Genomic DNA, 15533 nt, shown 5'->3' with positions numbered 1-15533 from the left:
CGGTAGCATGCCACGCCATTATTTTACGGCGGCTGTATACACAATAAACAGCGGAATGATGCCACGACCTCATTCTCATTACGATTGCTGATGGCAATCGTTTGCTCTGCAGCTCAGGGCGGAGTTAATCATAGACAGGTAAACAGGACGGATAATGCACTCACAAAAAAAGTCGGCGGATGACAAACACGCCGCCAGAAGACGCTGGCTAGACTCCCATGAATCCGGTTATCACAAAAGCATGGGCAACCGGCAGATCCAAATGATCGCCATCGGCGGTTCGATCGGCACCGGCTTGTTCCTCGGTACCGGCGGCCGTCTCGAACTGGCCGGGCCGGCGCTGGCACTGGTTTATCTGGTGTGCGGGATCTTCTCTTTCTTCATTCTGCGCGCGCTGGGCGAACTGGTGCTGCATCGCCCTTCCAGCGGCAGCTTCGTTTCTTACGCCCGCGAGTTTCTCGGTGAGAAAGCCTCTTATGTCGCCGGCTGGATGTACTTCCTCAACTGGGCGATGACCGGCATCGTCGACATCACCGCGGTAGCGCTGTATATGCACTATTGGGGCACCTTCGCCGACGTGCCGCAATGGCTGTTCGCCCTTGGCGCGCTCGGCATCGTCGCCACCATGAACATGATCGGCGTGAAATGGTTCGCCGAAATGGAGTTCTGGTTCGCGCTGATCAAGGTCGCCGCCATCGCGCTGTTCCTGATCGTCGGCGTGGTGTTCCTCGGCACCGGCACCCCGGTGGCAGGCAATACCACCGGCCTGCACCTGATCACCGAAAACGGCGGCATGTTCCCACACGGCCTGCTGCCGGCACTGGTGCTGGTGCAAGGGGTGATCTTCGCCTTCGCCGGCATCGAGCTGATCGGCACCGCCGCCGGCGAGTGTAAAGATCCGGCCAAAATGATGCCGAAGGCGATCAACAGCGTAATCTGGCGTATCGGCCTGTTCTACGTCGGCTCCGTGGTGCTGCTGGTGCTGCTGCTGCCGTGGAACGCCTATCAGGCCGGCCAAAGCCCGTTCGTCACCTTCTTCAGCAAGCTGGGCGTGCCTTATATCGGCACCGTCATGAACATCGTGGTGTTGACCGCCGCGCTGTCCAGCCTCAACTCCGGTCTCTACTCCACCGGCCGCATCCTGCGCTCGTTGGCAATGGGCGGCTCCGCGCCGAAGCTGATGGCTAAAATGAGCAGCCAGCAGGTACCTTACGCCGGCATCCTGGTCACCTGCGGCATCTACGTGATCGGCGTGGTGCTCAACTATCTGGTACCTTCGCAGGTGTTCGAGATCGTGTTGAACATTGCCTCGCTGGGCATCATCGCCTCCTGGGCGTTTATCATCGTCTGCCAGATGCGCCTGCGCAAAGCCATCCGTGAAGGCCGCGCTCAGCCGGTGTCGTTCAGAATGCCGGGCGCACCGTTCACCTCCTGGCTGACGCTGGCGTTCCTGCTGACCGTGGTGGTGATGATGGCGTTCGACTACCCGAACGGCACCTGGACTATCGCCACCATTCCGGTGCTGGCGGTGCTGCTGACGCTGGGCTGGTTCGGCCTGCGCAAACGCGCGCAGGAAGTGAAGCTGGAGCAGCAGGCTCACGAAGAACAGAACCCGCACTGACTCGACAAACCGCCCTCCGGGGCGGTTTTTTTATCCGCTATAACCGGCCGTAAAACGTCATTCTGGCGCTTTCCGACAGCATGACGTCCGGCTGAGCATTGTAGGCCAGCACCACCAGCATGCGCGTGGTGTCGCCTTCGGTCGGCGTCACCCGGTGCATGGCGTTGCGCCCGCGAAACAGCACCAAATCCCCCTCCTCGATCGCCAGCCGTTTGGCCGCCCGCTCCCCGTCCAGCACCTGCATGACCCCGGCATAGTTCATTTCGCCGCGATCCGCGTCGCGCAGGTTCTCCACGTATTCGAAACGCCCGCCCGCCGCCGGTTTCTGGATCAGCAGCGTGATGGCGAACGACGAGTTATCGAAGTGCCAGCCCAGCTCTTGGCCGGTATGGGCGTAATGCAGGTTGATTGACGATAGCCGATCGGCGTAGGGATACAGCTGCGCCTCATCCAGCACCGCACAGAGGAACGCGCGAAACGCCGGGGCGTCGTACAGCGCGCGCAGCGGCGACTGCGGCGGAATATCTTCGTCGGTAATGCAGCCTTTGGACGACACCACCAGCCGGTTGCGCGCGTGATCGGCCGGCAGCGCGTCGTCCTGCGGCCGCAGATACACGTTGTGTTTACTGGTGGCGTAAAACGCCGCGTGGTGCTGTTCGGCGCCTTCCAGCCGCACCGTCGCCAGCGCGGCGGCGCGCAGAAAGCCCGGCAGCACCAGCGCGCCGGTGCTCTCCAGCGTTTGCCTGCAACGGGCGCGGAACGCGGCGTCGTCGATGGGATGGGCGGACAGATCGATAATATCGGCAAGTTGCGGCATGACGTTCCCCTCGTGTGCGATAGCCGGATGCCTCTCACTGTAGCGAATGGCGCATTGCCGCCATAACAAAAATACGTTATGGATAAGCTAACCAATTCTTAGCGATAGCCCTGCCCATGCACTCACCTTCCCGCGCGCGCTTGCCCAAGCTGAGCGCCATTCTGGCGTTCGAAACCGCCGCCCGCACCGGCAGCCTGGCCCGGGCGGCGGATACGCTGGCGCTGACCGCCGCCGCCGTCAGCCAGCAGATCCGCCAGCTGGAGCAGCACCTGGGCATCACGCTGTTCATCCGCGCCAAAAGCGGCGTCACGCTGACCGAACAAGGTGCGGATTACCTGGCCTACGTTCAGGAGGCGTTCGAAACGCTGCGCGTGGCGCAGCAGCACGTCGAGCGCCAGCGCGGCAAGCAGGCGCTGACGGTGTTCGCCCTGCCGGCGTTGGCCTCCAAGTGGCTGAACCCGGCGCTGGACGCCTGGCTGGCGCAGTGCCCCGACGGCGATCTGCGGTTGCACGCCACCCATGCGGCGGTCGATTTCGCCCATTCGGCGGCGGACTTCGCGCTGTGCTTCGGCGATCAGGATTACCCGCTGCTGGAAAAGGTGCAGCTGTTTCAGGATCGGGTGCAGCCGGTGTGCAGCCCGGCGCTGCGCGATCGCGGCGACTGGACGCAGCAGCCGCTGATCCACGTCGACTGGGGCAAGGAGAGCCAGTTTCTGCCGGGCTGGCACGAGTGGTTCACCGCCGCCGATCGCATGCCGCCGGCGCGGCACGGGTTGACCTATAACCTGACCTCGCTGGCCATCGACGCCGCCGTGCAAGGGCGCGGGGTGCTGCTCGGCCAGCGGCGGCTGATCGCCCGAGAACTGGCGTCCGGTCAGTTAGTCACGCTGGCCGAACCGGCGCTGCCGCTCAGCAAACCCTACTACGTGATCTACCCGGCACGCACGCTGGAAAAACCCGGCGCAGCGGCGTTTCTCAACTGGTTGCAAACTCTCGCTATTACAGAAACAACCTGAACCTGCCACGCAATGTCTGCTGGCGCCGGACACAACGCCCAACGCTTAATGCCCTCGTTTTAGCCTGTTAATTTATGCCTGCCGACCGGGTTCGCGAACCGCTTCGCCCTTCGGCCACAGTGCCATTTCCCTATGCCGCCGCCCCTGCAATCGCCATATTGCACCGGCCGCTTATTGTCCAAAACGAGGGTTACTCCATGATTTCATTAAGTGATTACGCCAACCTGCGCAGCTATGCCGGCAGCGAAACCGCAGTGATGCTCGAAAACCGCTACCACCACGGCGTATTTACCCGAGACGATGCGGATACCAGCAGCCAGGACAACGGCGTCACCCTGCTCGTCGACGCGCAAAACCGCCGCTGGAAACGCATCATCAATGACGGCGATTACAGCATCGATTGGTGGCACCTGCCGGGCGACGAGCTGGATTACTCGCTGACCATCACCCGCGCATGCAACTTCTTGCAGGTCAAAGGCGAAGAGTGGTGGCAGTTGCCGATCCCAACCACCCCGGCGGGGATTACCCTGGTTGGCCCCGGCGGCGTTCGCCCGTGCAAAACCACCGCCAACCTGAAGCTGTGGAAAAACGCCGTCGATTTTAAGGGCACCATTCTGGATTTCAGCGGCGCCGCCAACATCGAGTGCGTGCGCGTGCAATATTCGCTGGGCGCGCCGGCGATTTACAACCTGCGCATCGTCGGGGCGCCCGGCGCGGCAGCCAACCTGCGCGGCCTGTGCGTCTACAGCGATGCCTCGAACATGCACGGCCTGCCGGCCTGCCAACTGCTGGTACAAAACGTCTGGCTGACCAACCTGTACAAAGGCATCGTCTTCGGCAACAACGCCTATATCCAGAGCTGGCACAGCATCATGGTGCGCGGCTGCTTCTGGCCGATCTGGTCTGAAACCACCGCCAACGCCGGCGAAAAAATTGTCTTCTACAAATGCCTGTTCGGCGACAGCAGAAACTACTATCAGGGGGTGCATGCCCTGGCCTTCCGCGACTGTTCGTTCGACTACAGCGGCTTTAGCAATGAAACCGAACAGTTGGCCAATACCGACTATGGTTTGTTCGACCTTAAGGGCGGCACGCTGGACTTTAAAAATTGCCACTTCGAATGGGGCAACGCCAATTGCCGCAACTACCGGCCGGTCTTTACCAGCAACAACGGCGGTACGGTAAAAATCAAAGACAGCCAATGGCACAGCGTGATGACCAACAACACCGATGCCGGCAGCAGCGTGCCCTACCAGTACGTCGAGTATTTCTTCTTCGATAAGTCCAGCGATCTGAGCGGAAAATGTTATATCGACGGTTTCGATCTGGTGAACGCAGACATTAAAAAAGGCTGGTCCAACAACCACATTGAGATGAAGAAGATCGGCGCGCCCGGCTATGTCAACATGTGGCGTCTGCTCTACCTGGGCGATGGCGTCAACCATCTGCCGGAGCCGAGCTGGAAAGAGAACGGCGCGCTGGCGTTGAATAACGTCTACGCCTTCGGCGGTGCCCGCGTTTCGCAAACGGAGACCGCCGATCTGGCGGTGACGCTGCAAAACGGCGTCCTCACCGCCACCACCAAAACGGCGACGACGGCGGACAAACGCGTCGAGATCTACTTCCCTATCGCGAAAAACGATCTGGTGCTGTGGCGCGCCACGTTGGAAAACCTGAAGGGCCTGAACAGCCTTGATGTCATCATCGGCACCTACCAAGGCAAGTATGTACTGAACGGCGATGCCGGCGTCACCACCCTGCTGGAAAAAGCCTGCCAGTGGGGCCGCACCGGTACGGTAACGCCGACCACTTCGGCGACGATGACGTCGGATCGCATTACCGCACTCGACGTTGCCGAGTACCTGCCGCTGCCTGAGGGCTACGTCAATTACGCGCGCATCGCCATCGTGCTGAAAAACTTTACCGGCAGTGCGGCCCAACCCACGTCGGTGAACATCACCCAACTGCTGTGCCAAAAGATCGACATCGTCTCACGCAACCCGCATAAATCCTGGTAACCGAAACAGGCCCCTCGAGGGGCCTGTTTTCCAGTAGCGCCCGATATAGCGTTCAGGTTTTGGCCATCAGCTCACCCAGCAACAGGTTCGTGGAGCGCGGTTGAAACACTTCATTGCCTGCGCCGGGGGTGAGCGTCAGCTCGCCGATATAGAGCCTGTCTCGCGTCAGGTAGAAATCGACGCGGCAATAGTCCAGGTCGGCGGCAACGGCTTGGGCAACCTCAATCATCTCATCCCAGAATTCAGGCTTCTCGCGCAGGGTATTAACCTGAGGGATATCCTTCTGGGTAAAAAAGCAGTGATGCGCATGGCGATCCAAAAACTCCAGCGAGGTCGGCTCCGGGCCACCGCGCAGCAGCTCCACGAACAAATAGGGCTGGTTGCCGTTGAAAACATGTACTTTGTAGTCGATCAATTCACCGTCACGTTCGATATCTAACAGATTTTCAACCAGGATCTGCTGCGGGATCTTCGCATAGTGTTTCTCACGAAAGCGTTTCCAATACGTTATTTTCGACCACTCGTTAAGAGTATTCGCAATCTCCTTATAACTCACCCTGTTTTTATCGCCGACGATTTTCACTTGTTGAGAAGCATTATTGGTTTTGATAACAAAAGATTGCGGCAGAGACAAATAGTCCTGTTCAGTAAAATTCTCAGTGATCATGATGACCGGCGTTAGGTATTTTTCCGAAACGCGACTGGATATATAATCTCTTACCGCTACCTTGTCTGCCAGCAGGCTGAAATCTTCGCGCGGGTAGCGCATTCGGTGATAAATGCGTTCTGAAAAACGCTTAGGATTCAAAAAATTGACAAAGCTCCCGTGAACAAGGTAATGCGAGACCTGATAATAAATAAAGTCAGGTGATACCTTATAAAGATATTTTACGAATTTTCTCATTCTGTTGATTCATCCATTAATGCAACATGATGTAAGACCCAGCTAAAGTTTAAATGCAATTGGCTTCAGTTGTAAAATATAAAACAACCTTCGTGATAGTGAAAGGATGAAAAAGCCGAAGCCCCCCCATACCACAAAGTGACAAGGAAGCGTCAGTGAAATTAAAAGCCATAGACTTCAGCATAATAAGAAACGCTTCCTGGATGATCGCGGAAAAAACGGTATCTATCCTCGGCATTATTTTCATTACCGCTTATATGGCAAAATATATCGGACCGGAAAGCTTCGGAAAGATTACCTTTGCCACCGCGATTTTCGCCATTACCCAAACATTGGCGCTGCTGGGCTCGGACACCATCCTCTTCAAGCGCATTAGCCGCAACCCGCAATCCGGCGCAGCGCTCATGTTCTCCACCAACCGGCTGAGGCAGACCTGTTTCGTCGCGCTTTCTGCGATCATCTTGCTTTATACCGGGCTGCGGGAAGACTTCACGACGTTTTACTTCTGCGCTGCCACGTTCCTCGCCTCGTTCTTTTCGCTCAAAGACGTTTTCGCCATTTACCACGATGCCCGGCTGGAGTCGCGTTTCAATACCATGGCCAACGTGGCTGGCTTAGCCAGCGCATTGCTCGCCCGCTGGCTGACCGTGTATTTTGATCTGCATCTGTACTTTCTGGGCATCCCTATCGTGATGGTTTACCTGATCCCTTACCTGATCCGCCGTCACCTTTATCATCGCCGCCATCCCGGCTTTTCCGCCACCGGCCGCATTCGTCGCAAATACGTGCGCTACCTGCTCGCCAGCGGCCTGCCGTTAGCGGTATCCAATGTGTCCATTGCCATTTATACCCGGCTGGCACAACTGTTTTTAATGTGGTTCGTTTCCGCCACGGTGCTGGGAATTTACTCGGTCGCCATTACCCTGGCGACCGCCTGGATGTTCGTCACGGATGCCGTTATCACCTCGTTCTTCGCGAAAATCTTCGCTTATCGGCGCGAAGACGCGATGCGCGCCACCGCCAAACTGAATGGGCTGGTGCTGACCATCGCCTTCGTTATCGTCGCCGGGATCGTTTGGCTCGGTAAGCCGGTCATCACGCTGTTGTATGGCGAGCAATACCTGGCGGCCTATTCAGCCATGGGCGTGCTGGCCGTCGCCACCCTGCTCTCCGCCTTGGGTACCGTGGCCTATAAATATATCGTGCTGTTTTCCGGTTACGGATTTCTCTCCCGCAAAATGTTGTTGGTATTTATCATCAATATTCCCCTATCGTACTGCCTGATTCGGCAATACGGCATGATGGGCGCAGCTTACAGCACCTTGCTGACCGAACTGCTGTCATTGACCGTACTCAACTATATCTTCCATCGGGGCGCCGTGCTGAAAATGCATCTGCGTTCACTGAACCCTGCGCTCTACCTCAAACGCCCCCCGGGGAAATAATCCGGTTACCGCAGCGCAGCACGTAATGCGCTCACAAAAGCCGCAAAGCCCGCTATTTTATGCCTACTTTTTCTCATGCGAGACGCCCTGTGGATACCCAACGCTACCTGCAGCACATCGGCTTTACCGGCACCGCCCGCCCTGACCTCCCCACGTTGCAACAGCTGCACCATCGCCACATGCTGAGCGTACCGTTCGAGAACCTGAGCATTATTTATCATCAGGGCATTCAGCTGGCGCCGAAAGCGCTGTTCAGCAAGGTGGTCGAACGCAACCGCGGCGGTTTTTGTTATGAGCTGAACACGCTGTTCGCCCTGTTGCTGCGGGAGCTCGGTTTCAGGGTGAGCTTTATCTCCGGCGAGATCCGCGCGCGCGACGGCCATTTCGGCCCGCCCTACGACCATCTGGCACTGCGGGTGGACCTGGAGGAGCAGGCCTGGCTGGTGGACGTCGGTTTCGGCGATTCCTTCCTGACGCCGCTGAAGATCGTCGTCGCCGAGCCACAACCGCAGGCCAGCGGCACCTTCCACCTGGAGCGGGAAGGCGAGTATTACCTGCTGGAGCGCCGCAACGGCGACCAACGTTCGCATGCCAAAACCCTGTATCGCTTTACCGTTCAGCCGCGCGAGCCGCATGAGTTCGACGAGATGTGCCGCTTCCACAGCACCTCGCCGCAGTCGCACTTCACCCAGCGCCTGGTGTGTTCACGGCCGACGGAACACGGCCGGGTGACCCTCAGCGACAACAAGCTGATCGTGACCGAAGATCACCAGCGCCACGAAACGACGTTGCATTCGGAAGAGGAACGGCGCGCCGCGCTGTGGCGGCATTTCGCCATCGATTTGGATCGTTGACGGCGCCGGCGGCGCCCTTTTATTACGATTCTGTTACACCGATTGCATAACCGCGCTTGGCCGATTGCCAGCTCCGCGGCGGCAGGCATCATAGGGTCATGATTCGGCAACAGAGTGCGAAAAATGATCCGTGTGATACTGGTGGATGACCATGTGGTGGTGCGCTCCGGCTTTGCGCAATTGCTCAGCCTCGAGGACGACCTCGACGTGGTGGGGCAATACAGCAGTGCGGCGGCGGCCTGGCCGGCATTGCTGCGCGACGACGTCAGCGTCGCGGTGATGGACATCGCCATGCCGGATGAAAACGGCCTGAGCCTGTTGAAACGCCTGCGGGCGCAGAAGCCGCAGTTCCGCGCGATCATACTCAGCATTTATGACTCCCCCACCTTCGTGCAGAGCGCGCTGGATGCCGGCGCCAGCGGCTATCTGACCAAACGCTGCGGGCCGGAAGAGCTGGTGCAAGCGGTGCGCTCCGTCGATATGGGCGGCCATTACCTGTGCGCCGATGCGCTGCGGGCGCTGCGCGGCGGCGAACAGCCGGCCACGGCGCTGGAAGCGCTGACCCCGCGCGAGCGCGAAATTTTCGATCTGCTGGTCAGAGGCGACAGCGTAAAGGAGATCGCTTTCAAGCTCGATCTCAGCCATAAAACGGTGCACGTGCATCGCGCCAACGTGCTGGGCAAGCTGCAATGCAACAGCACCATCGAGCTGGTGCACTTCGCCCTCGATCATCAGCTGCTGGCGGGGCATTGATGTCGCCCAAACTCCGGCCCTGGGTTATCTCGCTGTTTATCCTGTTGGCCTGGGGCAGCGGCTGGCTGATGCTGTGGACGCTCGGTTTTTATCTGACCCACAACGGCAATCAGGCGGCGCTGTTTCTGCCGCACGGCGTCTATCTCGCGCTGCTGATCCTGCTGGCGCGTCGCTATTGGCCCGCCTTGATCGTGCCACCGTTGCTGCTGCTGTGCTGGCTGCACGGCGAACGCCTGCTGAGCGGCTACGGCCTGCTGGCCGCGCCGTTCATCACCCTGCTTCCGGCTGCGGTCGCGCAACGACTCTGGCACCGTTTTCCGCTCTACTGGCAGCGGCTGACGCTGCTGCTGGCCGCGGTGACCGCCACTTCGCTGCTCAACACCGCCCTGCTTTCACCGTTCGTGCCAAGCCCGACGATGCTGCTCGGCCTGGCATCATTTACCGGCGGCGTCTTGCTGACCCCGTTCGTCTACCTGATCTTTGAATTTCTGCGCCAGCAGCACCGTTACCACCTGCTGGGGCTGGACACCACCAACCCGCCGCTGCGCGCGTCTTTAATCATCTGGTGCAGCCTGTTCTTCGTGATCGGCATCGGTACGCAGATGGTGCTGTCACCGGAAATCGAGCGCCTGCTGCTGATCGTGGTGTTTCTGCCGAACGTAGTGATGGCGTGGAAATTCGGCTGGCAGGGCGGCGTGCTGTCCGGCCTGCTCGGCAGCATGATGATCACCATAGCCCGGCAGGTCGGCGTGGGGTTCGGCAATCTGGTCGAGCTGGAAATTTTTCTGGCGACGCAGGCGCTGCTCGGCATCGGCCTGGGCATCGCCATCAGCCGTCAGCAACACCTGGCGCAAAACCTGCACCACTATCGCCGCCGCCTGGAAGAAGAGCTGGCGGCGCGGCGGGCGCTGACCGAACAACTGATCCACACCGAAGAAGACACGCGGAAAAACCTGGCGCGCGAGCTGCACGATGAAATCGGCCAAAACATCACCGCCATTCAAATCCAGTCGCAGCTGGTCAAGCGGGCGCACGATCCGGCGCAAACCCAGGCCGCCGCACACCAGATAGGCGAACTCGCCCGGCGCATTCACCACTCTACGCGCCAGCTGCTGCGCCAGCTTCGCCCGCCCGCGCTGGACGAACTGGCGTTCGAAGAGGCACTTCACCACCTGCTGAACGAATTCGCCTTTGCCGAACGGGGCATCCGCTGCCGTTTCGACTACCGGCTGACCGACACGCCCGCCGGCGAAACGGTGCGCTTCACCCTCTATCGGCTGCTGCAAGAACTGCTCAACAACGTGTGCAAGCACGCCGAGGCCAGCGAGGTCGCCATCGTTTTGTATCAGCAAGGCGCGCTTTTACACCTTGAGGTGCGGGACAACGGCGTCGGCATCCGTGCGGGCAAGCAGCCCGGCTTCGGCATTCAAGGGATGCGCGAACGGGTCAGCGCGCTCGGCGGCGAAATGACGCTGGAAACGCAGCGCGGCACGCGGGTAATTGTTAACCTGCCCACAAATTTGCAACAAACCGCCGACTAACTAGGAAAAAGTCTTAGCCACTCCGGACTTTATCTCATCCCCTTTCCTTTTCACCTTCTTATAGTCAGCACCAGGGAGGCGGCTATGCAGGCACGCTCGGCATCTGAAATCGATCACCGTTACCGCGCGCTGCGCCCGCGACTGTTGCTGTACATGGTCATCGGGTACGCCGCCTTTTACCTGACGCGCAAAAGCGTGAATTACGTGCTGCCGGCGCTGCAAATGGATTTGGGGCTGGATAAAGGGGATATCGGCCTGCTCGGCTCGCTGTTTTATCTGAGCTACGGCCTGTCGAAATTCGCCGCCGGATTGTGGCACGACAGCCACGGGCAGCGCGGGTTTATGGGGATCGGCCTGTTCGCCACCGGTTTGCTGAACGTGGCGTTCGCCTTCGGCGAATCGCTGACGCTGCTGCTGGCGGTCTGGGCGCTGAACGGCTTCTTTCAGGGCTGGGGTTGGCCGCCCTGCGCACGGCTGCTGACGCACTGGTATTCGCGCAACGAGCGCGGCTTCTGGTGGGGTTGCTGGAATATGTCGATCAACCTCGGCGGCGCGCTCGTGCCGCTGATCAGCGCCTTCGCCGCCCAGCGCTGGAGCTGGCAGGCGGCGATGTTGATCCCGGGCGCCGTCAGCATGGCGCTGGGGATCTGGCTTACGCGGCAGCTGAAAGGCACGCCGCAGGAAGAAGGCCTGCCGTCGGTCGGCCAGTGGCGCCACGATCCGCTGGAACTGCGGCAGGAACAGCAAAGCCCGCCGATGGGGCTGTGGCGGATGCTGCGCACCACGATGCTGCAGAACCCGATGATCTGGCTGCTCGGCGTCTCTTACGTGCTGGTTTACCTGATCCGCATCGCGTTGAACGACTGGGGCAATCTCTGGCTGACGGAAAGCCACGGCGTCAACCTGCTCAGCGCCAACGCGACGGTGATGCTGTTCGAGATAGGCGGCCTGCTCGGCGCGCTGTTCGCCGGCTGGGGTTCGGATTTGCTGTTCGGCGGGCAGCGCGCGCCGATGATTTTGCTGTTCACACTCGGGCTGATGGTTTCCGTCGCCGCGCTGTGGCTGGCGCCGGTGCATCACTACGCGCTGCTGGCAGGCTGTTTCTTTGCGGTGGGCTTTTTTGTCTTCGGCCCACAGATGCTGATTGGCCTCGCCGCCGTGGAATGCGGGCACAAAGGTGCGGCGGGCTCCATCACCGGTTTTCTCGGCCTGTTCGCCTATCTGGGGGCAGCGCTGGCGGGTTGGCCCCTGTCGCGGGTCATCGAAGGTTACGGCTGGTCAGGCATGTTCAGTTTATTGTCGATCGCCGCAGTCCTTATGGGTTTATTGCTGATGCCGCTGCTGATGGCGAGCGTTACTACCTCTACCGATCAAAGGATAAAACAATGAAAAAAACGTTGGTCACTACCCTGATAGCCTCCGGCATCGCGCTGGCGACCCTGAGCGGCACCGCGCACGCCAAGGGCCGCCTGGTGGTCTACTGCAGCGCCACCAATGAAATGTGCGAAGCGGAAACCAAAGCCTTCGGCGAGAAATATGACGTGAAAACCTCGTTCATCCGCAACGGTTCCGGCAGCACGCTGGCGAAGGTGGACGCCGAGAAGAAAAACCCGCAGGCGGACGTCTGGTACGGCGGCACGCTCGATCCGCAATCCCAGGCCGGTGAAATGGGGCTGCTGCAGCCGTACAAATCGCCGAACCTCGGACAGGTGATGGAGCAATTCCGCGACCCGGCGAAGCTGAAAGGCAACTACTCCTCGGCGGTCTACGTCGGCATTCTCGGCTTTGGCGTCAATACCCAGCGCCTCAAAGAGAAAAACCTGCCGGTGCCCAAGTGCTGGAAAGACCTGACCAAGCCGGAATACAAAGGCGAGATTCAAATCGCCGATCCGCAAAGCTCCGGCACCGCCTACACCGCGCTGGCGACCTTTGCCCAACTGTGGGGTGACGATCAGGCGTTCGATTACCTGAAGCAACTGAACGCCAACGTCTCGCAGTACACCAAGTCCGGCATTGCCCCGGCGCGCAACGCCGCCCGCGGTGAAACGGCGATCGGCATCGGTTTCCTGCATGACTACTCGCTCGAAAAAGAACAGGGCGCGCCGCTTGAACTGATCTCGCCGTGTGAAGGCACCGGCTACGAAATCGGCGGCGTCAGCATCCTCAAGGACGCGCGCAACCTCGACAACGCCAAACTGTTCGTGGATTGGGTGCTGTCGAAAGAGGCGCAGGAATTGGCGTGGAAGAAAGGCAAGTCCTATCAGATCCTGACCAACACCACCGCCGAAACCTCGCCGAACTCGCTGAAGCTCGACGACCTGAAGCTGATCAACTACGACATGGATAAGTACGGCTCGACCGACGTCCGCAAGGCGCTGATCAATAAATGGGTCAGCGAAGTCAAGATGGGTAAATAAACCCACATTCTGCGCCTGTTGCCGGGTAAGCCTCGCGCCTTACCCGGCCTGAACACCGGGAAACTTATGTCACATACACATGCACTCCATCTCGTAAATAAACGAGATGCGATATTCCTTTGGGTTCTGCTTGGCTGGCTGGCGTTCGCCCTGCTGCCGAGCTGGAGCCTGGATTACGGCCTGCTGGAGTCCACCGGCGATGAAATTCTCGCGGCTTACGGCTGGTCAAACCGCAATATCAGCTGGCTTTGGTGCCTGTTGCCGAGCCTGCTGCTGCTTCGCCCTTACACCGCGGCGGGCCGTGAACGGCGCAGCCGCCACGCGTTCGACGCCGGTTGGGCGCTGCTGTGCATGGCCTTTATCGTCGCCAGCGCCACGGTGGCGGGACGCGGTTTAGGCTACGCCACCCTGGTGCAATTTGCCGCGCTGGGCGCCATCATGACGCTGGCGCTGACCCGCCTCGAATGGCTGGGCGGCGACCGCTTCGTGATCGGCGCGCTGGTCGCCATCGTGGCGTTGATCGGCGTGTTTATCGTCTGGCCGAGCATCGCCATTTTCGTCCCGATGTTCACCGACCAGGCGGGTGAGTTCGCGCCGCTGGCGTTTATGGGCGTGCTGTCGCAGGCACATATCATTCAGGTGATCCTCAACTCCATCGCCCTGTCGATCGCGGTGGGTGCCGGCTGCACCTTCTTCGGCCTGGTGCTGGCGATTTACACCACCCGCATCGCCAAGCGCAGCGCCATTATCGGCCGCATCTTCTCCATCCTGCCCATCGTCACGCCGCCGTTCGTCGTCGGTCTGGGCGTCACGCTGATGATGGGGCGCTCCGGCTACGTCACCGAATGGATGGTGGCCTGGTTCGGCTTGACCAACACCAACTGGCTGTACGGCTTTACCGGCATCTGGCTGGCACAGGTGCTGGCGTTCACCCCGATGGCGTTCATGATCCTCGACGGCGCGATCAAAACGATCCACCCGTCGTTGGAAGAAGCCTCCTACACCCTGCGCGCCAGCCGCTGGCAAACCTTTAACGGCGTGTTCATGCCGCTGCTGAAACCGGCGCTGGCCAACGCGTTTTTGATCGTGGTGGTGCAATCGCTGGCCGATTTCAGCAACCCGCTGGTGCTCGGCGGCAACTTCGACGTGCTGGCGACGCAAATCTATTTCTACATCACCGGTTCGCAGCTCGATTATCAGGCCGCCAGCACCCTCGGCGCCTTCCTGCTGCTGTTCTCGCTGCTGGTGTTCTGCATCCAGTATATGTGGATCGGCAAACGTTCCTACGTCACCGTGTCCGGCAAATCGTATCGCGGCGACGTGCAACCGCTGCCGGTCACGCTGGTATGGAGCGTAATCGCGCTGCTGGCGGTGTGGATCGCCTTTAACGCCCTGCTCTACGGCAGCATTTTCTACGGCAGCTTCACCGTTAACTGGGGCGTGGATTACACGCTGACGCTGGATAACTTCATCAAGCTGTTCGGCCAAGGCATGAGCGACGGCGCCTGGCCTTCGCTGCTCGACACGCTGCTGTACGCCGGGATCGCCGCGCCGATCACCGCCGCGTTCGGTCTGCTGATCGCCTGGATCGTGGTACGCCAACAGTTCAAGGGCAAAAAGACCATCGAGTTCACCACCATGCTGTGCTTTGCGGTACCGGGCACCGTGGCGGGCGTCTCTTACATTCTCGCCTTTAACAGCGCGCCGGTGTACCTCACCGGTACGGCGGCCATCGTGATTATGTCCATGGTGATGCGCAACGTGCCGGTGGGCATTCGCGCCGGGATCGCCGGGCTGGGCCAGATAGACAAATCGCTGGACGAAGCTTCGCTCAGCCTGCGGGCCGGCTCGCTGCGCACCATCACGCACATCCTGCTGCCGCTGCTACGCCCGGCGATCCTGTCGGCGCTGATCTACAGCTTCGTGCGCGCCATCACCACCGTCAGCGCCATCGTCTTCCTGGTGACGCCCGATACCCGCGTGGCGACCGCCTACATCCTCAACCGCGTGGAAGACGGCGAATACGGCGTGGCGATTGCCTACGGTTCAATTCTGATCGTGGTGATGCTGGCGATTATTTTCATCTTTGACTGGCTGATCGGCGAGGCACGCATCTCCCGTTCAAAAGCCAAAAACCAGGCGTAATG

At 59.9% G+C, this 15533-nt stretch carries 12 protein-coding genes; 10 read left to right on the top strand and 2 right to left on the bottom strand.

The genetic code is table 11. The features are described 5' to 3' along the window. Positions 1-154: 154 nt before the first annotated feature. Entirely contained in the window at positions 155-1621 is a 1467-nt protein-coding gene (gene ansP / locus BHU62_RS04825) for an L-asparagine permease (RefSeq protein ID WP_073529463.1), read from the top strand. A gap of 37 nt (positions 1622-1658) precedes the next feature. Here the strand turns inward: ansP and BHU62_RS04820 are convergent, their stop codons facing one another. After that, positions 1659-2438, bottom strand: coding sequence for a 2OG-Fe(II) oxygenase (locus BHU62_RS04820; protein ID WP_073529462.1), 780 nt, complete (start codon positions 2436-2438; stop codon positions 1659-1661). A 116-nt stretch (positions 2439-2554) separates the two neighbouring features. Here BHU62_RS04820 and BHU62_RS04815 point away from each other — a divergent pair, with 116 nt between their 5' ends. Continuing rightward, positions 2555-3454: a LysR substrate-binding domain-containing protein gene (locus BHU62_RS04815; RefSeq protein ID WP_073529461.1), complete on the top strand. Its 900-nt coding sequence runs from the start codon at positions 2555-2557 to the stop codon at positions 3452-3454. A gap of 197 nt (positions 3455-3651) precedes the next feature. Then, a complete protein-coding gene (locus BHU62_RS04810; protein WP_073529460.1) occupies positions 3652-5472 on the top strand; it encodes a hypothetical protein in 1821 nt (606 codons plus the stop codon). Between the two features lie 52 nt (positions 5473-5524). Here the strand turns inward: BHU62_RS04810 and BHU62_RS04805 are convergent, their stop codons facing one another. Then, complete coding sequence (locus tag BHU62_RS04805; RefSeq protein WP_073529459.1) at positions 5525-6376, bottom strand: ATP-grasp fold amidoligase family protein; 852 nt, start codon at positions 6374-6376, stop codon at positions 5525-5527. A 155-nt stretch (positions 6377-6531) separates the two neighbouring features. Here BHU62_RS04805 and BHU62_RS04800 point away from each other — a divergent pair, with 155 nt between their 5' ends. From BHU62_RS04800 to BHU62_RS04770, 7 genes are all read left to right on the top strand, one after another. Continuing rightward, positions 6532-7821, top strand: a complete 1290-nt coding sequence (locus BHU62_RS04800) for an oligosaccharide flippase family protein (protein ID WP_073529458.1) — start codon at positions 6532-6534, stop codon at positions 7819-7821. Between the two features lie 89 nt (positions 7822-7910). Beyond that, positions 7911-8675: an arylamine N-acetyltransferase family protein gene (locus BHU62_RS04795; protein ID WP_073529457.1), complete on the top strand. Its 765-nt coding sequence runs from the start codon at positions 7911-7913 to the stop codon at positions 8673-8675. Between the two features lie 123 nt (positions 8676-8798). Further along, entirely contained in the window at positions 8799-9428 is a 630-nt protein-coding gene (locus BHU62_RS04790) for a response regulator transcription factor (protein ID WP_073529456.1), read from the top strand. Next, positions 9428-10969 (top strand): MASE1 domain-containing protein, encoded by a 1542-nt coding sequence (locus BHU62_RS04785; protein WP_073529455.1) that lies wholly within the window; start codon positions 9428-9430, stop codon positions 10967-10969. The genes BHU62_RS04790 and BHU62_RS04785 overlap by 1 nt, the downstream gene beginning before the upstream one ends. A 60-nt stretch (positions 10970-11029) precedes the next feature. Beyond that, positions 11030-12358 carry an MFS transporter family glucose-6-phosphate receptor UhpC gene (gene uhpC / locus BHU62_RS04780; RefSeq protein WP_265341097.1) on the top strand — a complete coding sequence of 443 codons (1329 nt, stop codon included), beginning with the start codon at positions 11030-11032 and terminating at the stop codon, positions 12356-12358. Next, positions 12355-13386: an ABC transporter substrate-binding protein gene (locus BHU62_RS04775; protein ID WP_073529453.1), complete on the top strand. Its 1032-nt coding sequence runs from the start codon at positions 12355-12357 to the stop codon at positions 13384-13386. The genes uhpC and BHU62_RS04775 overlap by 4 nt, the downstream gene beginning before the upstream one ends. A gap of 66 nt (positions 13387-13452) precedes the next feature. Next, entirely contained in the window at positions 13453-15531 is a 2079-nt protein-coding gene (locus tag BHU62_RS04770; protein WP_073529452.1) for an ABC transporter permease, read from the top strand. Positions 15532-15533: the final 2 nt, after the last annotated feature.

This window comes from Serratia marcescens (assembly GCF_001902635.1).
Classification (GTDB): domain Bacteria; phylum Pseudomonadota; class Gammaproteobacteria; order Enterobacterales; family Enterobacteriaceae; genus Serratia; species Serratia marcescens_F.
The sequence above is the reverse complement of the archived record's forward strand: the minus strand, read 5'-3'. Positions and strand labels throughout refer to the sequence as shown.